The organism is Conexibacter sp. SYSU D00693 (genome assembly GCF_017084525.1).
GTDB lineage: Bacteria > Actinomycetota > Thermoleophilia > Solirubrobacterales > Solirubrobacteraceae > Baekduia.
On the sequence record NZ_CP070950.1, the window covers coordinates 1,020,503 to 1,037,690 of the forward strand.

A 17,188-nucleotide genomic window follows, 5' to 3' on the forward strand; every position below is an offset into this window, starting at 1 on the left:
CGCGTCACCCGAACTGGCGCAGGAAGCGCAGGTCGTTGTCGTAGTACAGGCGCAGGTCCGGGATGCCGTGCTTGAGCATCGCGATGCGCTCGATGCCCATGCCGAAGGCGAACCCCTGCACCTGCTCGGGGTCGTAGGCGCCGCCCGGCACGCCGGCCAGGACGTTGGGGTCGACCATGCCCGCCCCGAGGATCTCCAGCCAGCCGGTGCCCTTGCACACCCGGCACGGCGAGCCGTCGCGCGCGCAGTTGAAGCAGGAGACGTCGACCTCGACCGACGGCTCGGTGAACGGGAAGAAGTGCCCGCGCAGGCGCACCTCGCGCTCCGTGCCGAAGATCGCGCGGCAGAAGGCCAGCAGGACGCCCTTGAGGTCGGCCAGGGTGATGCCCTCGTCGACCCACAGGCCCTCGACCTGGTGGAACTGCGGCGTGTGCGTGGCGTCGCTGTCGCGCCGGTAGACGCGGCCCGGGACGATGATCGCGATCGGCGGCGGCTGGGCCTCCATCGCGCGCACCTGCATCGGCGAGGTGTGGGTGCGCAGGACGACGTCGTCGCGCACGTAGAACGTGTCCGTGCGCGCCCGCGCGGGGTGGGCGGGGTCGTGGTTGAGCGCGTCGAAGTTGTAGTGGACGGTGTCCACCTCGGGGCCCTCCATCACCGTGAAGCCCAGGCCCAGGAAGACGTCCTCGATCTCGCGGCGCACCGCGGTCAGCAGATGCAGCGTCCCCGTCGGCTCGACCGGGCGGCCGGGAAGCGTCACGTCGACGCGGTCGGCCGCCAGGCGTGCGTCGAGCTCGGCCTGCGCGAGGCGCTCGGTCGCCGCCTGCAGGCGCTCCTCGACGGTCTTGCGCGCGACGTTGGCCGCCTTGCCGACGGCGCCGCGCTCCTGCGGGGGCAGCTCGGCGACGCCGCGCAGGAGGTTGGGCAGCTCCGCCTTGCGGCCCAGGAAGCGCACGCGCAGCTCTTCGAGCGCGGCGGTGTCGGCGGCCTGGTCGATGGCGGCCAGGGCCTCGCCCTGAAGCTCTTCGATGCGGTCGAGGACGGTCACTGGGCGTGGAACCTAGCTGTCAGCTCGTAGAGGGCGACGGTGGCGGCCATGGCGGCGTTGAGCGACTCCGACTGGATGGGGATGTGGGCGGCGCGGTCGCACGCGGCGAGGACGTCGGCGGGCAGCCCGTCGCGCTCGGCGCCGACCACCACCGAGACGTCGCCGGCGGCCGGGCCGCGCAGGACGTCGCCCCGGCGCGCGGCGAGCGCGACGGTCTCGCCCGGAAGCGCACCGACATCCGCGACGCGGGCCAGCGGCAGGCCGAAGACGGCGCCCATGGAGGCGCGCACGGCCTTGGGCGCGTAGGGGTCGGCGGTCTGCGGGCCGATCGCCACCGACGAGGCGCCGAAGGCCAGCGCCGCGCGCAGGACCGTCCCGACGTTGCCCGGGTCCTTCAGGCCCCACAGGCACACGCACAGCGGACCGGCGGGCGCGGGCGCCCAGCGCTCCTCGTAGACCGCCAGCGCGCGGGTCCCGCTGCCCAGGGTCGAGACCTTCGCCAGCGCGTCGGCCTCGACGTCGACGCCCGCGGTGAGCCGGTGCACCGGCGTCCACCCCGCCGCGTCGGCCGCCGCGAGCAGGTCCTCGCCCTCGGCCAGGAAGCGGCCTTCGCCGCGGCGCGCGCCGAGCCGGCGGATCTCCTTGAGCAGCGGGTTGTGGTGGCTGGTGATCACGGGGGTGGACCTGGGTCCTGGAACGAGAACGGGCGCCGTCCGAGAGGAGCGGCGCCCGTTGGAGGCTCTGGTGTCGACTGGGCCTACGCGGCGGCAGCCGACGCCTCACGGGCGGCGTCGGCGAATCGGCGGAAGGTCTCGGGGTCGCGCACGGCGATGTCGGCCAGCACCTTGCGGTCGAGCTCGATGCCGGCGAGCTTCAGGCCGTGCATGAACTGGCCGTAGGACAGGCCGTTCAGGCGGGCGGCGGCGTTGATGCGCGTGATCCACAGGCGACGGAAGTCGCGCTTGCGGTTGCGGCGGTCGCGGTAGGCGTAGGACTCGGCCTTCATGACCGCCTCCTTCGCCCGCTTGTAGTTGGAGTTCGCCTCGCCGCGGAAGCCCTTCGCGCGATCGAGGGTCTTCCGGCGCTTCTTCTTCGCGTTGACGGCGCGCTTGACGCGGGTCACTTCTTCTTGGCTCCCAGGAGGTCCTTGACGCGCGGCGCGTCGTGGTCCGACAGGATGGCGGCCTTGCCGAGCTGGCGCTTGCGCTTGGGCGACTTCTTCTCGAGGATGTGGCTCGTGAAGGCGTGACGCCCGCGGACCTTGCCCTTGGCGGTCAGCTTGAAGCGCTTCTTCGCGCCCGAGTGGGTCTTCATCTTCGGCATGGCGAGCAGCGCAGTATGGCACGTCCCTGCCCCCGGCCCCTGTCCGGGGCCGGGCACGAGGGCGTGAGCCGCTAGTCCTTGGCGTCGGCGGTCGCCTCGGCCGGCTGGGCCTCGGCGGGCGCCGTCTCGGCGGCGGGGGCGCCGTCGGTGGCCTGCGTCCCGTCGGTGGCCTGCGTGCCGTCGGTGGCCTGCGTGCCGTCGGCGCCGTCGGCCTGCACGGCCTCGGTCTCGCCGGTCTTCTGCTCCTGGTCGATCGTGCCGGCCAGGACGGCCTTGGACGGACCGAGCAGCATCGTCATGTTGCGCCCGTCGAGGTTGGGCCGCTGGTCGACGACCGCGAGCTCCTTGAGGTCCTCGGCGAGGCGGTCCAGGATCATGCGGCCGCGCTCGGGGTGGGTCACCTCACGGCCACGGAACATGATCGTGATCTTGACCTTGTCCTTGTGGCGCAGGAACCGCTCGACGTGGCCCTTCTTCGTCGAGTAGTCGTGCTCCGCGATCTTCGGGCGGAACTTGATCTCGCGGACGTTGATCTGCGTCTGGTGCTTGCGCGCGGCCTTCTGCTTCTGGGCCTGCTCGTACTTGTACTTCGAGTAGTCGAGCACGCGGCAGACGGGCGGGCGCGCCTCCGGGGCGACCTCGACGAGGTCGAGGTCGCGCTCCTGGGCGAAGCGCAGCGCAGCGTCGGTCTTCATGACACCGACCTGCTGGCCGTCGGGATCGATCACGCGCACCTCAGGAACGCGGATCCGCTCGTTGACCCGGGTGGTGTCCCGCTCGGGCGGGCGCCGGTCGAACCTGCGAGGGACCGGCACTAGGCGGTGGAGCGCGGCGTCAAGCGCGCGTCAGAGACAGACGGATGGGCAACGCAGGCCACTGTAGCAAGGGCTAGCCCCGCGACGCGACCTCTTCCGTCAGGCGTGCGACGAGGTCCGGGAGGGCCACGGAGCCCTCGTCGCCCTCGCCGTGGCGGCGCACCGAGACGGTGCCCTCCTGCGCCTCGCGGTCGCCCACGACGAGCATGTACGGGACCTTGCGCAGCTCGGCGTCGCGGATCTTGCGCCCGACGGACTCCGCCCGGTCGTCGTGCTCGCCGCGCAGGCCGGCTGCCTTGAGCGCGTCGACCACCGCGCGGCAGGCGTCGTCGTGGCGGTCGGCGACCGGCAGGACGACGGCCTGCGTCGGCGCCAGCCACAGCGGCAGCTCGCCCCCGGTGTCCTCGAGCAGGATCCCGATGAAGCGCTCGAAGGACCCGAAGAGCGCGCGGTGGAGCATCACGACGCGGTGCTCGGCGTTGTCGGCGCCCGTGTAGGTGAGGTCGAAGCGCTCGGGGAAGTTGAAGTCCACCTGGACGGTGCCCAGCTGCCAGGAGCGCCCGAGCGAGTCCTCGAAGTGCAGGTCGATCTTCGGGCCGTAGAAGGCGCCGTCGCCGGCGTTGACCACGAACTCGAGGCCGTTGTCGTCCAGGGCGCGCTCGAGGATGCCCTCGGCCTCGTCCCACATCTCCTCGGTGCCGATGCGCTCCTCGGGACGCGTCGAGAGCTCGAGCTTGGGCGTGATGCCGAAGACCTCGTAGGTCTCGAAGGCCATGTCGAGGCAGCCCTTGACCTCGTCGACGACCTGCTCGGGCGTGCAGAAGATGTGGGCGTCGTCCTGCACGAAGTGGCGCACGCGCAGCAGGCCGTGCAGCGCGCCGCTCAGCTCGTTGCGGTGCAGGAGCCCGGGCTCGGCGAAGCGCGCCGGCAGGTCGCGGTGCGACCACTTCTGCAGCTTGAAGAGCTGGCAGTGGCCCGGGCAGTTCATCGGCTTGAGCGCGAGGTCGCGGTCCTCGGCCGACGTGACGAACATGTTGTCGCGGTACTTGAACCAGTGGCCGGAGGTCTTCCACAGCTCGGCGTCGTAGAGCTGCGGCGTCTTGACCTCGGTGTAGCCGTGGCTGTCGCACATCTCGCGGCTGAGCTGCACGAGGCCGTTGAAGACCCGCGTGCCGGCCGGGAACCAGAAGGCGGCGCCCTGCGCGGTGTCGGAGAAGGTGAAGAGGCCGAGCTCGCGCCCGAGCTTGCGGTGGTCGCGGGCCCGGGCCTGCTCGAGGCGCTCGAGGTGCTCGGTGAGGTCCTTCTTCTTGAAGAACGCCGTGCCGTAGACGCGCGTCAGCATCTGGCGCTTGGCGTCGCCGCGCCAGTAGGCGCCGGCGACCGACTGGAGCTTGAACGCGCCGATGCGCCCCGTCGAGGGCATGTGCGGCCCGCGGCAGAGGTCGGTGAACGGCCCGTTCGTGTAGAGCGAGACCGTCTCGACGCCCTGGGAGGCGACGAGGTCCTCGATGAGCTCAACCTTGTAGGGCTGGTCCTCAGCCTTGAACCGCTCGAGCGCCTCGGCGACGGGGACGTCGACGCGCTCGAACGGCTCGTCGGCCTTGACGTGCTCGGCCATCCTGGCCTCGATCGCGGCGAAGTCGTCCTCGGAGAGCCGGACGCCCTCGGGGAAGTCGAAGTCGTAGTAGAAGCCGTGCTCGACCGGCGGCCCGATCGAGATCTTGACCCCGGGGTAGAGCTCCAGCATCGCCGCCGCCAGCACGTGGGCGGCGTCGTGGCGGACGAGGTCGAGCGCGTCCTGGCCCGAGCGCTCCGTGACGATCTCGATCGTCGCCCCGTCGGTCAGTGGCCGCGCGAGGTCCTGCACGGTGCCGTCCTGCTTGATCGCGAGCGCGGCGCGCGCCAGGCCGGGGCCGATGGCCGCAGCGGCATCGGCGCCCGTGGCGCCGTCGGCGAGCTCGAGCTCCTTGCCGTCGGGGAGGGTGACCTTCGTCATGGGGCGGCCCCAACAGTAGTCGTCGCCCCGCGCTGCACGACCTCGTGCAGTGTGCGCGACGTCACAGGTTCGAGTCAGGGGCGGTGGGTACCTTGCGCCGCCGCAGGGTCGCATCGCTGCCGGCGCCGCTGTCGCATCGCCCGGCTCCCGCGACCTGATGCTCGTCCACGAGGTGGCCGCCCCGCGCGCGTCTGCGCCCGGGCCGTCCGTGCCGCCGCAGGAGGTCGTACCCCATGCGACGCCGTACCCCGACGTTCCTGGCCGCGACGACGGCCTTCGGCCTGATGGCCGCCACCCCGCCCGTGCTCCTCGCCCAGGCCTCGGCCCAGGAGGACGCTCCCGCCGCGCCGGCCGGCCCCAGCGCCTTCGACGTCCACAGCCCGGCGAGCTTCACCTCCGTCGCCGCCGAGGCGACCGACGTGGTGCGCGACACCTACCAGCGGCGGACGATGCGCGTGGCGCGCAAGCTCGCCGCCGTCCAGGGCCGCGACCTGCGCGACGGCTACGACGACGCCCTGCGCACGTTCTCCACCGAGGACCTCGTCGACCAGCACCGCGAGGTGCGCCACGACCTGCGCTCGTTCCGGCGCAAGCTGCGCCGTGCCGCGCGCGAGGGCGCGGGTGCCGGTGGCGGGTCGATCCCGGGTCACCTGCAGGCGATCGCCCAGTGCGAGTCGGGCGGCGACCCCGCCGCGGTCGGTGGCGGCGGGACGTACCGCGGCCTGTTCCAGTTCGACCAGGGCACCTGGCAGTCCGTCGGCGGCACCGGCGACCCGGCCGCGGCGTCGGTCGCCGAGCAGGTCAAGCGCGCCCAGATGCTCTACGCGCGCGCGGGCGCCTCGCCCTGGCCCGTGTGCGGCTCCTGAGGCCACGGCGGTCGCGGGGGTAGCGTGGGGCGGCATGGACGCCGCCCGCCTCCGTGCCGCCTTCCCCGTCCTGCGCGAGACGGCGTACCTCAACGCCGGCTCGTGCGGACCGCTGGCCGAAGCCGCGGCGCGCGCCGGGGAGGCCGCCGCGAAGCTCGCCCTCGAGGAGGGCCGGGCGATGCCGTACTTCGAGGGGATGCTCGAGGTGCGCGGGCGGCTGCGCGCCGCCTACGCCGGGGTGCTCGGCGCCCGGGTCGAGGACGTCGCGCTCACGACGTCGACCAGCGAGGGGCTCGTGACGGTCCTGCTCGGGCTCGGCCTGCAGCCCGGCGACGAGGTCCTCACCGCGCCCGACGAGCACCCGGGGCTGCTGGGCCCGCTGGCCGCGGCACGCGACCGCCTGGGCATCGAGCTCCGCACCGCCCCCTTCGCGCAGCTTGCCGAAGCGGTCACGCCCGCCACGAAGCTCGTCGCCTGCTCGCACGTCTCGTGGATCACGGGCGCGCGGGCTCCCGCCGCCCTCGGCGAGCTCGACGTCCCGGTCCTGCTCGACGGCGCCCAGGGCGTCGGCGCGGTCCCGGTCGACGTCGACGCGCTGGGCTGCGCGTTCTACAGCGGCGCGGGCCAGAAGTGGCTCTGCGGGCCGGTCGGGCTGGGGATGCTGTGGGTCGCGCCGGCGTGGCGCGAGCGGCTGGCGGCGACGGGCCCGACGTACGTCGCGCTCGCCGACCCGGCCGCCGGCATCGACGCGCGCGTGCGCGAGGACGCCGGGCGCTTCGACACGCCGACCCACGCGCTCGAGCTGCTGGCCGCGGGCCTTGCGGCGCACGACGTCCTGGCCGAGGCCGGCTGGGAGGCCGTGCACGAGCGCTCGGCGTCGCTGGCCCAGGAGCTGGTCGCGCGGCTCGAGGCGTCGGGCCGCCGCGTCGCGCCGCGGTCCGACACCACGCTCATCGCCTGGGAGGTCGAGGGCGACACCGTCGCGCACGCCGCGGCACTGGCCCAGCAGGGCATCGTCGTGCGCTCGCTGCCCGGCTTCCCGTACCTGCGCGCGTCCGTCGGCGCGTGGAACGACGAGGACGACCTCGAGCGCCTCCTCGCGGCGCTCGACGGCCTCAGCGCCTGAGCGTCCAGCGCAGCGCCTTGCGCAGCGCGACGCCGCAGGCGAGCGTCAGCGCCATGGCGGGCAGCTCGACGAGCAGGACGAGCCCGACGACGTCCCGGTCGCACGCGCGGGGCTCGGCGCTACCGCCCGTGCACGCGGCGGCGACGTCGAAGGCCACCGCGACGAGCGCGTAGCCGGGCGCGAGCAGGACGGCGCGCCAGCGGTCGTACAGCGCACCCGCCCCGAGTCCGAGCCCCGCCCACGTCGCGAGCGCCGCGCCGTCGGTCGCCGGTGGGCCGGCCGCGAAGGCGGCGACCCAGCCGCCCAGGAACGCGATGGCCACGAGGAGCCGCACCGCTGCGGGACGCTACGCGGCGGCGCGGCGCTGGCGCGTGTCCGCTCAGCTGCGGTGCTGGGTAGGCCTCGCCCATGGCGAACCCTGTCCCCGCCGGCAGCGACGTCTCGGCCGGCACCTACAAGTGCACGAACTGCGGCTACGACCTCCAGGTGGGGTCGACCGACAACCTCCCGCCCTGCCCGAGCTGCGGCAACGGCTCGTACGACACGATCACGGGCGGCGACGCCGCCGCCGACCCGTACCCCGACCGCTCCTAGGCGCGCGGCACCAGCTCGGGCACTGGCGCGCGGCGCGGCGCGCACGACGCTGCGCGCCATGGCCTCCATCGCGCTGCCCCAACCTGACGCCCCGGAGCTCGGGCCGGACGAGCTCCGGTTCGAGGTCGTGCGCAGCGCGGAGGGCGACGTCCTGTGCGCCGGCGCGATGGCGGTCGGGCACGTCGGCGCGGCGGCTGCCGCAGCGGCCGCGCGCGTCGAGCGCTCAGCCTCGACCTGAGGTCCAGATCACAGCCGTCGAGCCGTCCCTGAACGACGAAGGCCCCGCTGTGGCGGGGCCTCCTTCATGGGCGATACTGGGCTCGAACCAGTGGATGCGCCCCGTTTGAGAACCGTGGCGCCCAGTGCCAGGCGGTGCCGGTTCGCTCAGTCGCGGGAAGTCGTCCGGTCAGCGACGGAAATGCCCCGATTGTTCGGGCGTGCGGCTCGAACGACACCAAGGACATCCCGCAATGGCGGGCTCGCTTGCAGAGCTGCACGCGCTGGCCGAGGCGCCGCGCATGAACGTCCCGGACCGGCAGCTCATCGCCGAGGCGATTGCCATCAACCACGCCGACGCCGGCAAGAAGACGCTCGCGAAGTACGCCAAGCACCTCGACCACTGGGCCGGCTACATGGCGAGCCACGGGCTGACGTTCGTGACCCTTCAGCGCCGACACGTCCGGTTGTTCATGGCCCACCTGGCAGAGCACGGCGGGCCCAGCCCCCACGAACTTCGCCTGCAGTGCAAGTGGTGCGCGCACCGTGGATGGCCGGACGGTGACCACGGTCCGGGTTGGTCGGCCTCGACACGCAAGAGCTACCTGTCGGCCGCGCGGTTCATGTACACGCACTTCGCGAACGAGCGTGACCTTCCCGACATCGACCCGACGACCCACGTCAAGTCGCCGCGCCTCGTCATCAAGCGGCAGTTCACGCCGACGCCCGAGCAGGTCCGGGCCATCTTCGATGCACCCGGCGAGCCGAAGGACCGCCTGCTCGCCGTGTGGTCGTACTACGCCCCCTCACGCCGGCAGACGTTCTCAGACGCTCGCTGGCGGGACATCGACCTTGAACGGGGCACATGGGACGTCGTGGGCAAGGGCGACCGACAGGACCGCTTCGACCTGCACCCGGCGCTCGTCCGGGAGTTCAGGCTCTACTTGGCGTGGCAGCTCGACCAGGCCAGGCGCAACCCGCGCATGCGTGACGCGCTCGCGAACCCCGACACCGCCTGGGTCATCATGACTCGCACCGGTCGCAAGACCCAGGGGCAGACCATCACGAAGATGCTGAAGTGGCGCGCGGTCCGTGCCGGAGTGGCGGTTGTTCCCGCCACATCGAAGTGGGACAGCGTCGGCGGCAAGACGTCGCTGGTCTCTGCTCACGCCATGCGGCGGGCGTGGGCATCGGCGGCACTCAACGACCCGGACAACGCGCAGCCCATCGACGTGGTCTCGGAGGTGCTTCGCCACGCCGACATCGCCACCACGAGGCGCCACTACGCGCCGACAAAGGGCGAACGCGCCCGCTCGGCGCTGCTGACCATGCAGGTCTGAGCCGCCGTCACGCTGGCGACGTGCGTGAACCGCCGCCCAGCGACTTACGCTGGGCGGCGTGCAGCTCTCACGCCGCTCGCAGCAGAAGTTCGCCGACATGGCGGCCTCCCTCGGGACCGTTCGCAGCATCGAGGACGTGTACGAGGCGCACGGGTTCGTGCTGCCCGCGGGCTTCGAGGCGACCGAGGGCCGTGCGCGACGCTCGGTCTGCGAGGCCGCCGAGGCGGGCATCGACCTCTCGGACTCGACCGTCTCCGACCGGCTGCTTCGCGTGTACCTCGATGCCATCGACGACTGGGGGCGTCGCGGCGCACCCTTGTTCGGTCCTGCGGACCCCAACGAAGACCCGCTCCTGCCCGACGCGCGAACGCTGCTGCGCTCGCTCCAGCGTGACGGCGCGCCGGTGGATGACGAGGGCAACTTGGTGCTGGGTGCCGCGGCGCCGACGCTGGCGGTCGAGAAGTTCGACCGCCTGAGCGAGCCGCGGGTGCTGCTGGAGCACCTGGCCCGCATCGAGGCCGGCATCGCCGCTGACCCTGCGGCAGCCATCGGGTCGGCGAAGGAACTGGTCGAGAGCGCCTTCAAGTTCGTGCTCGACGACTACGGCGTTGAGCACGCGCGCAACGCGAGCCTGACCGACCTCTACAAGCTCGTCTCCAAGGAGCTGCGGCTGAGTCGCGAGTCTGTCCCTGCCAGCGCGAAGGGCTCTGCGGCCGCGCACCGCGTGCTGCAGAACCTCGCCACCTCCGTCCAGGGTCTAGCCGAGCTGCGCAACGAGCTCGGCCTGGGACACGGGCGTACGGCACCATCGCCGGCACTCGCGCGCCATGCCCGCCTCGCGGCGAACTCCGCGCGCGCCGTGGTCGAGTTCGTGCTGGAGACCTGGCACGAGCGCCAGCGCGAAGCGGGCGACGCGGCGGCGTAGCAAGCGAAAACCGCGCCGGCCGCACGGCGCCGGATGCATCTTCGGAGGACCCCCACCGAAAGGACTCCGAAGTGCTCCTCGCCCGCATGAACTTCATCAAGGCCGACGTGCTCGAAGGCCGCAACGGCTTCCCACCGTCGTGCCTCGTCTCGCTGCTCGACCAGGAGAGCGGCGACACCCTCAACCTCGTCGGACCCGAGTCGCTCGCCGCCGACCTCACGAGCGTCGAGCCGTTCGAGGAGCTCGTCGTCGAGCTGAAGTGGCGACGCGTCGACCTCGCTGCCCTGGGAGGCTCGGGGCGCGGCAAGGCGTACCGCCTGTCCGTCGTCCGCGTCGCCGACGGAGGTGCGGTGTGACGCGCTGGGGGATGGCTCGGCCGGAGCTGGAGGCGCCAGAGGTCGCCGACGCGTGGGTGCGCGCGCACGGCATCTGGAAGGCGCTCACGGGAAGCCGCCGCGAGGTTGCCATGCCGTCCGTCATCGACTTCCTCGACGCCGTGCGCGAAGCAGCGCTCCGTCAGCGCCTGTCGCTCGGGCCAGCGGAGTGGTCCTCCCTTACCCGTGACCTTCGTGCCGCGGCAGAGCCGCTCTGCACGCTTCTCGAAGACCTTGCTGACGCCCTGGCCGAACTCGTCGAACTCGCCGACGAGGTCGCGCGCGACACGAGCGCGCCGGAGCGGTGGCCGGCCGACGCAGGCGAGGGAGGAGCGCGCGGAACGCGTGGCGACGACCAAGCCGAGGAGGCGGCGCCGTCCGCGGAGACGCGCTCGTGTCGCACCGCTCCGGCGGAGGCTGCCACCGAGCGGCGTGCGCGCCGCAAGGTCACGTCATGACCGTTTCCTTGAAGGGCGCGACCGCAGGGAGCGCCCTATCGAACAACTGCAGAAAGAAGACGCCGTGGGCCTGCTCGAACCCGATGCGCCTCGCGTGCATGCACCACGGCGAGGACATCGCGGTCCGCTGCGGCCGCTGGCGCACCTGTCCGGGGTGCTCCGTCTGGAAGCAGTGGACGCTCAAGCAGCGCTTCATCGCCGGCATCGAGCGGGTGCCCGCTGGGCGCCTCGCGATGTTCTACACGCTGACGTTCCCCGAGTCAGAAGCACCCGACGAGGACGCAGCTCACGGCGCGTGGCGCTCCCTCGTCGGCAGGCTCAGGTACCGCGACCAGCTCGGAGCGTTCGGGTGGGTGCTCCAGCGCCAACGGAACGGCACGCTGCACTACCACGGCATCGCGCACATGCCGTGGCTCGACGACGACCTCGTCGAGTGGCGACGACTCATAGTCAAGAGCGGTTTCGGCATCCAGAACCGCCTCGTCGTCGCCCGCAGCGACCACGCCGGCTACTGCGCCCGGTACATCTCGACTCGCATGGCCGCCCTCGCACCTCTGCGGCGCGCGTACGCCTTCTCGCGTGACTTTCCAAGGACGCAACCGGACGCGCTGGCGGGCGTGCTGAACATCCGTGCGTCGCACGCGACGGCGGAGGACGCCGGGCCTACACGCGAGCAGCTCGTCACTCTTCAGGACGACTTCGGCATCGAGCTGGAGGACGCCTGTGCCTACGTGCCCGCTCACGAGGTCTGGCGCTAGCCGGACCAACGGCGGGGCGGACGAGCCTACGTCGACGGCGGCACGGCTAGCAGGCGTTCGGCGGGAGGGAACGGGCTGATGCGGTCGCCGTAGTCGTACACCTCCAGCAGTGAGAGGTAGCCGTCGTCAGTCAAGAACACGAGGATGCCTCCGATGGGCTCACCGTCCTCGTCCACTACGGTCGCCTCGCTGGGGATGGGACTGCCCGTCTCCGTCGCCGCGGGTGGCCCGTCGGCAACGGCCAGCTGCACCGAAGCGCAGCCGCACCCGCAGTACCCCACGACGCTCGCCGCGTCGGCCTGAGCCAGAAGCGCGTCGCGTCCGGGGAACTCGGCCTGCTGCAGCACCGTCAGCAAGGTCCGACGCTCGTCCGGCAAGAGCGGTCTGGGAAGGTCCGGCCGAGCGTTGAGCACCGCCGCGACCTCTTCCGGGGTCGCGCCCTCCCGCTGCGCAGCATCCTGCAACTCGGCCCGACGGACCGTCAGCTCGGCCGCCGGCGTGTCGCGAAGCGCGCGGAGGGCGCCGTCACGTCCACCCTCGGTCATGTCCACACGACTCGGCTTGCCGTCATCCCCGCACATGATGAAGCCCGTCGGGGACTCCGGGTACGGTTCCGCCATGGAGAGCACACACGAGACCGGGCACGGGCTGTCCGTGGGCGCCGAAGTCGCTGGTCTCGAACCACAAACACGAAAGGCCCGCAAATGCGGACCTTTCAGTGGGCGATACTGGGCTCGAACCAGTGACCTCCTGCTTGTCGAGCAGGCGCTCTCCCAGCTGAGCTAATCGCCCCTGGGGTCGCAAGAGCGTAGCAACCGCTCGCGCGCGATGGAGCGCTACGTCGCCGCGCCCCGTCCGGTGCGCTCCTGGAGCTCGTCGATCATGCGCGAGGCGTCGGCCTTCGTGGTCGCCGGGTCGAACTCGACGCCGGCCTCGCGACAGAGGGTCTCGAGGTACGAGGCCTGCGGCCCCGTCATCGGCTCGTCGCCCGTGACCCAGTCGTCGGGGTCCTTCTCCGGGCTGCCCTGCGGCTGCTGGGGCTGGTCCTGTGCGCTCATGCACGGGAGGTCCCCGCTCTGCACGAAGGCAAACACACGTTCGTGCACGAACTCGCCCAACCACCCCTAGGAGAGGTGACAAACGCGCCCGGTTCGGGTATGTAGCAGGGACGCCCGCAGGGGAGTGCGGCGCGCATCACACAACTTCAAGGCAGGGGACAATGCCTCGACAGGAACGCCTTCGCGGCGTCTGGGCGCTCGGAATCGCGCTCATCGCCGCACTGGTGGTCGCCACTCCGGCGTCCGCCAACCACCGGACGACGTACCCGCTGGGTGCCAACACGTTCTACGACGGCGCGCAGGGCTGGGCCGACGTGGACCACGAGTGCACGCTGATCGTCCTTCCGGACACGCTGTGCTCCGTGGAGAACGTGCACACCTTCACGGAGGGCTTCGGGTCGCCGCCCGGCGCGCTGCAGAACCAGTTCCGCCTGGGGGCTGGCCTGTTGACGCTCGTGAGCGGCACGGGGACGTTCCGATCGCCGTCCTTCACCGTCAGCGACACGCTGATCGAGGACGACGGCAACGACCATCCGCTGCACGCTCCGACCTTCCGCATGGACCGCAAGGTCGAGGCACGTGGCGCGCTGATCGCCGCCGGCACGTCCGCCCGGACCGACGTCACGCTGGTGAACGAGACTGCCGGCAACGTGCCGGTCCAGACGCGCACCTTCAACGGGGGCGTCCAGGACTTCACCAACTTCTCGACCAACTTCGACGCCGGCCTGATCAACCTCGGGGACAGCTACCACCTCGACGTCAGGACGACGTCGGCGCCGCTGCTCAACCTGGCGCTGAGCGGTGAGATCTTCACGTCGTACGACAACGTCACCCTCGTCTTCGACTCGAACTCGCCGCCGATCGTCGTCGCCGACCAGCCGTCGGACGTCACGACGACCTCGGCGACGCTGCGCGGCCGCGTCGACCCGGAGGGCGCCCCGACGACCTACCGGTGGCGCGTCCTGAAGAAGACGGACGGGTCGCTGCTCACCGAGACGCCGGAGGAGCGCATCAACGGCAACTTCGGGTCGGTCCGCGAGGACACGACGCCGATCACCGGCCTGACCGCCTGCACGTCGTACCTCGCCACGCTCTACGCGTACAACGAGGACAACGCGCCGACGAACAACCCGCCCGGCGTGCCGAGCATCAGCAACACCGTCGAGTTCTCGACGGACTGCTCCCCGGTCCCGGTCACGGGTGACGTCGCCCCGTTCAGCTCGACCAGCGCCCAGTTCAACGGCACGGTCGACCCGCGCGGCGCAGACACGGTCTACTCGTTCCAGTACGGCGTCGACAGCGCCACGCTGATCGCGGACTGCGACGCCGACCTCGCGGCCGGCTCGGACGTCGCGAACACGTGCTCGTCGACGTCGTCGCTCGGGCTGGACGGTGACGCCGGCAACACGGTCGTCAGTGCCCCCGTTGGGAACCTGACGCCGAAGACCACGTACCGCGTGCGCCTCGTCGCGACGAACGGGATCCCGGTCCCGGCCCCCGGCACCGACGCGTTCGCCCGCGGCAACCAGGTCACGTTCACCACCGAGGACGTCAACGGCCCGGGCCCGCAGGGTCCCCAGGGCCCGGCTGGTCCGCAGGGCCCGCAGGGTCCGGCCGGCCAGAACGGCCAGAACGGCGCTGACGGCGCGCCCGGTGCCCAGGGGCCGCAGGGCGCCCAGGGTCCGGCCGGTGCTCAGGGTCCTGCCGGCCCGACGGGCGCGCCCGGTCCGGCTGGCCCGCAGGGTCCGGCCGGGACGAGCGGCGTGGGTGCCGCCGGCACCAGCACGACGGTCCTGAACGGGTCCGAGCGGGCGCTGATGAACATCCGCACCGGCCAGATCAACCTCGCGACGAGCGGCCGGCGCCGGGGCATCATCCGCCTCCGCGTCTTCTGCTCGGAGAAGGTCGGCCGCGTCTGCGCCGGCACGGTGAAGATCCGGACCAAGAACAAGATCCAGCCCGCGACGCGGCCGCCCAAGCGGGCCCTGCGCCGCGTGACCCTCGCCACGGAGGAGTACCAGCTCCGCCAGGGCCGGGTCGGCTACGCGATCCTCGAGATGTCGCCCGAGAAGCTCGACCTCATGAAGCGGGTCAAGTCGATCGCCGTGACCATCGAGCTCCAGGTCACCGACGCGGACGGCAACCGCCAGACCGTCATCCGCAACGCGCGGATGAAGCTCTCCAAGCAGGGCTAGTCGGCAGCAGTCTCCGGGGGCCCCGTCGGCGCGCGCCGGCGGGGCCCTCGTGCGTTCGACCCTCTACGATGGAGCGCCTCTGGGCGACGTGGCGGAGTGGCTACGCAGCGGCCTGCAAAGCCGTGTACACCGGTTCGATTCCGGTCGTCGCCTTCCTCGGAGGCCCCTCCACCGCGGGGCCTCTCGCGTTCGTCGGGTATGACGTGCCGTGTGCGCCGCGCCCGTCTCGCGACCCTGCTCGCCGCCCTGGTCACCGTCCTCGCGGCCTGCGGCGACGACGCCGACGGCCAGCGCCGCGCCGCCAGTCCCTGGAGCACGGCGGACGTCGGGCCGCACGAGGTGCTCGAGGCGCCGCGGGGTGTGGCGCCGCGCGGCGTCGTCCTGGTCGTCCACGAGGGCGGCTGGCTGGCGACCGGTCCCGAGGCGGTCGCGGGTGTGCGATCCGAAGCGGTGCGCCTCGCGGGATACGGGTGGCGGGCCGTGAACATCGACCATCGCCCGGGTGGCGCGTCGGTGGGCGACGTCGTCGCCTGGTACGACCGCGTGCACCGGCGCTGGCCCCGCCTGCCGGTGTGCGTCTTCGGACGCTCGGCCGGCGCGCACCTCGCGCTCATGGTCGCGTCGCGGCGCCCGGTGCGCTGTGTGATCGGTCAGGGCGCGCCGACGGACCTGCGCCTCCCGCCCACCGCGACCGACGAGGAGCGACGGCTGCACGCCGAGCTCGTCGTCCCGAGCTTCGGCGACCGCCTGGCGGAGAACAGCCCGGTGACGCTGGCCTCGCGGATCCGCGCGCGCACCCTGCTGGCGACAAGCGCGGCCGACGCCACGACGCCGTGCCGCCACCTCACGGCGTTCAGGCGTGTGCGCCCGGCGACGACGACCGTCTGCCTGCCCGCCGGGCCGGCGACCTACATCCACGCCGGCGTCTCCCCCGCGGCGCTGCGCGCCGAGCATCGCCGCGAGCGCGCGCTCCTCGACGCCGCGGCGCGGCCCGCCCGGGCACCGGAGGCAAGGGTGGCCGCCGCCCCGGCCCGGACCGCTGCGGCGCCCGTGCGCAGCCGGGGCAGCGAGCCGCGCGTCGAGGTCCTCACCCGCGGCCTGACGGTGCCGTGGGACATCGCGTTCCTGCCCGACGGCCGGGCGCTCGTGACCGAGCGCCCCGGCCGGATCCGCCTGCTCAGCGCCCGCGGCCGCCAGATCCGGGTGGCGGGACGCGTCGCGGTCAGCGCCCAGGGCGAGGGCGGCCTGCTCGGCATCGCCGTCGACCCGGACTTCGCCCGCGGCAAGCGCTTCGTCTACGTCTACGCCACGACAGCCAGCGGCATGCAGGTCCAGCGCCTGCGGCTGCAGGGCAGCACCCTGCGACGCAGCGGCGTCGTGCTCGGCGGGATCCGCGCGGGGTCGATCCACGACTCCGGCCGCCTCGCGTTCGGGCCTGACAAGCGCCTCTACGTCCTGACGGGCGACGCCGGTCAAGGCGAGCTCGCTCAGCGCGATGGGTCGCTCAACGGCCGCGTGCTGCGCCTCTCCCCTGCACAGTTCCGCTCGCGCACCAGCCGCCCGACCGTGGTCTCCAAGGGCCATCGCAACCCGCAGGGGCTCGACTGGCAGCCCGGCTCCGGGCGCCTGTTCACCACCGAGCACGGCCCGAGCGGCTTCGACGGTCCCAGCTCCGACGACGAGGTCAACGTCATCCGCCGCGGCGCGAACTACGGCTGGCCGCGCGTCCGCGGCGCCGATCACGGCCGCTTCGCGGCGCCCGCGTGGGTGTGGTCGGCCACGGTCGCCCCCTCCGGCGCGAACTTCGTCTCCCGCGGCGGCTCGGCCTGGACCGGCGACCTCCTCGTCGCCACGCTGCGCGGCCAGCGCCTCATCCGCCTCGACGTCGACGGCAACGAGGTCACGGCCGAGCACCCGCTCCTCGCCGGCACCTACGGCCGCCTGCGCGCCGTCGTCGAGGCGCCCGACGGCACCTTCTGGATCACCACGAGCAACCGGGACGGGCGCGGTTCCCCGGCCGGCGACGACGACCGGATCCTGCGCCTCGTCCCGCCCGCCGGCTGACGCCCGGCGGCTCACCGCGCGCACCCTCCCCC

The 17,188-nt window shown here is 72.6% G+C and carries 20 protein-coding genes and 2 tRNA genes; 12 read left to right on the forward strand and 10 right to left on the reverse strand.

Going from position 1 to position 17,188, the window contains the following annotated elements; all coding sequences use genetic code 11:
* Window positions 1–4 precede the first annotated feature (4 nt).
* The 6 genes from pheS to thrS form a co-directional block, all read right to left on the reverse strand.
* Window positions 5–1,048 carry a phenylalanine--tRNA ligase subunit alpha gene (gene pheS / locus JUB12_RS05145; protein ID WP_205698555.1) on the reverse strand — a complete coding sequence of 348 codons (1,044 nt, stop codon included), beginning with the start codon at window positions 1,046–1,048 and terminating at the stop codon, window positions 5–7.
* Window positions 1,045–1,722 carry an RNA methyltransferase gene (locus tag JUB12_RS05150; RefSeq protein ID WP_205698556.1) on the reverse strand — a complete coding sequence of 226 codons (678 nt, stop codon included), beginning with the start codon at window positions 1,720–1,722 and terminating at the stop codon, window positions 1,045–1,047. The genes pheS and JUB12_RS05150 overlap by 4 nt, the downstream gene beginning before the upstream one ends.
* 83 nt (window positions 1,723–1,805) lie before the next feature.
* Entirely contained in the window at window positions 1,806–2,171 is a 366-nt protein-coding gene (gene rplT, locus JUB12_RS05155; protein WP_205698557.1) for a 50S ribosomal protein L20, read from the reverse strand.
* On the reverse strand, window positions 2,168–2,371 hold the full coding sequence (gene rpmI / locus JUB12_RS05160) for a 50S ribosomal protein L35 (RefSeq protein ID WP_205698558.1): 204 nt from the start codon (window positions 2,369–2,371) through the stop codon (window positions 2,168–2,170). The genes rplT and rpmI overlap by 4 nt, the downstream gene beginning before the upstream one ends.
* 71 nt (window positions 2,372–2,442) lie before the next feature.
* Window positions 2,443–3,186, reverse strand: coding sequence for a translation initiation factor IF-3 (gene infC / locus JUB12_RS05165; protein WP_205698559.1), 744 nt, complete (start codon window positions 3,184–3,186; stop codon window positions 2,443–2,445).
* A gap of 73 nt (window positions 3,187–3,259) precedes the next feature.
* Window positions 3,260–5,182 carry a threonine--tRNA ligase gene (gene thrS / locus JUB12_RS05170; protein WP_205698560.1) on the reverse strand — a complete coding sequence of 641 codons (1,923 nt, stop codon included), beginning with the start codon at window positions 5,180–5,182 and terminating at the stop codon, window positions 3,260–3,262.
* Between the two features lie 233 nt (window positions 5,183–5,415).
* On the opposite strand from thrS, the gene JUB12_RS22240 reads away from it, so the two are divergent.
* Both JUB12_RS22240 and JUB12_RS05180 read left to right on the forward strand, forming a co-directional pair.
* Window positions 5,416–6,048, forward strand: coding sequence for a transglycosylase family protein (locus tag JUB12_RS22240; protein ID WP_305852577.1), 633 nt, complete (start codon window positions 5,416–5,418; stop codon window positions 6,046–6,048).
* Window positions 6,049–6,082: 34 nt separating this feature from the next.
* Window positions 6,083–7,174, forward strand: a complete 1,092-nt coding sequence (locus tag JUB12_RS05180) for an aminotransferase class V-fold PLP-dependent enzyme (protein ID WP_205698561.1) — start codon at window positions 6,083–6,085, stop codon at window positions 7,172–7,174.
* Here JUB12_RS05180 and JUB12_RS05185 read toward each other — a convergent pair.
* On the reverse strand, window positions 7,164–7,508 hold the full coding sequence (locus JUB12_RS05185; RefSeq protein WP_205698562.1) for a hypothetical protein: 345 nt from the start codon (window positions 7,506–7,508) through the stop codon (window positions 7,164–7,166). The two genes, JUB12_RS05180 and JUB12_RS05185, sit on opposite strands and share 11 nt — an antisense overlap.
* Window positions 7,509–7,582: 74 nt before the next feature.
* Between JUB12_RS05185 and JUB12_RS05190 the strand changes: the two genes are divergently transcribed.
* From JUB12_RS05190 to JUB12_RS05220, 7 genes are all read left to right on the forward strand, one after another.
* The gene (locus tag JUB12_RS05190) at window positions 7,583–7,768 is read left to right on the forward strand and encodes a hypothetical protein (RefSeq protein ID WP_205698563.1); all 186 of its coding nucleotides are present in this window, start codon (window positions 7,583–7,585) and stop codon (window positions 7,766–7,768) included.
* Between the two features lie 58 nt (window positions 7,769–7,826).
* Window positions 7,827–8,006, forward strand: coding sequence for a hypothetical protein (locus JUB12_RS05195; protein WP_205698564.1), 180 nt, complete (start codon window positions 7,827–7,829; stop codon window positions 8,004–8,006).
* A 232-nt stretch (window positions 8,007–8,238) separates the two neighbouring features.
* Window positions 8,239–9,324 (forward strand): tyrosine-type recombinase/integrase, encoded by a 1,086-nt coding sequence (locus JUB12_RS05200; protein WP_205698565.1) that lies wholly within the window; start codon window positions 8,239–8,241, stop codon window positions 9,322–9,324.
* 58 nt (window positions 9,325–9,382) lie between these two features.
* Window positions 9,383–10,249 (forward strand): abortive infection family protein, encoded by an 867-nt coding sequence (locus JUB12_RS05205; RefSeq protein WP_205698566.1) that lies wholly within the window; start codon window positions 9,383–9,385, stop codon window positions 10,247–10,249.
* Between the two features lie 71 nt (window positions 10,250–10,320).
* Window positions 10,321–10,605 (forward strand): hypothetical protein, encoded by a 285-nt coding sequence (locus tag JUB12_RS05210; protein ID WP_205698567.1) that lies wholly within the window; start codon window positions 10,321–10,323, stop codon window positions 10,603–10,605.
* 11 nt (window positions 10,606–10,616) lie between these two features.
* Complete coding sequence (locus JUB12_RS05215; protein ID WP_205698568.1) at window positions 10,617–11,081, forward strand: hypothetical protein; 465 nt, start codon at window positions 10,617–10,619, stop codon at window positions 11,079–11,081.
* Entirely contained in the window at window positions 11,018–11,839 is an 822-nt protein-coding gene (locus JUB12_RS05220; protein ID WP_205698569.1) for a hypothetical protein, read from the forward strand. Before JUB12_RS05215 ends, JUB12_RS05220 begins: the two co-directional genes overlap by 64 nt.
* 26 nt (window positions 11,840–11,865) lie before the next feature.
* On the opposite strand, the gene JUB12_RS05225 is transcribed toward JUB12_RS05220, so the two are convergent.
* The 3 genes from JUB12_RS05225 to JUB12_RS05235 all read right to left on the reverse strand — a co-directional run bounded on the left by JUB12_RS05225 (window position 11,866) and on the right by JUB12_RS05235 (window position 12,897).
* Window positions 11,866–12,390, reverse strand: coding sequence for a hypothetical protein (locus tag JUB12_RS05225; protein WP_205698570.1), 525 nt, complete (start codon window positions 12,388–12,390; stop codon window positions 11,866–11,868).
* 168 nt (window positions 12,391–12,558) lie between these two features.
* Window positions 12,559–12,631: transfer RNA gene (locus JUB12_RS05230), tRNA-Val, on the reverse strand.
* Window positions 12,632–12,675: 44 nt separating this feature from the next.
* Entirely contained in the window at window positions 12,676–12,897 is a 222-nt protein-coding gene (locus tag JUB12_RS05235) for a DUF3072 domain-containing protein (protein WP_205698571.1), read from the reverse strand.
* Between the two features lie 224 nt (window positions 12,898–13,121).
* On the opposite strand from JUB12_RS05235, the gene JUB12_RS05240 reads away from it, so the two are divergent.
* The 3 genes from JUB12_RS05240 to JUB12_RS05250 all read left to right on the forward strand — a co-directional run bounded on the left by JUB12_RS05240 (window position 13,122) and on the right by JUB12_RS05250 (window position 17,156).
* The gene (locus JUB12_RS05240) at window positions 13,122–15,092 is read left to right on the forward strand and encodes a collagen-like protein (RefSeq protein WP_205698572.1); all 1,971 of its coding nucleotides are present in this window, start codon (window positions 13,122–13,124) and stop codon (window positions 15,090–15,092) included.
* An 82-nt stretch (window positions 15,093–15,174) separates the two neighbouring features.
* A tRNA-Cys gene (locus JUB12_RS05245) sits at window positions 15,175–15,245 on the forward strand.
* Between the two features lie 57 nt (window positions 15,246–15,302).
* Window positions 15,303–17,156, forward strand: a complete 1,854-nt coding sequence (locus JUB12_RS05250) for a PQQ-dependent sugar dehydrogenase (RefSeq protein ID WP_205698573.1) — start codon at window positions 15,303–15,305, stop codon at window positions 17,154–17,156.
* Window positions 17,157–17,188 lie beyond the last annotated feature (32 nt).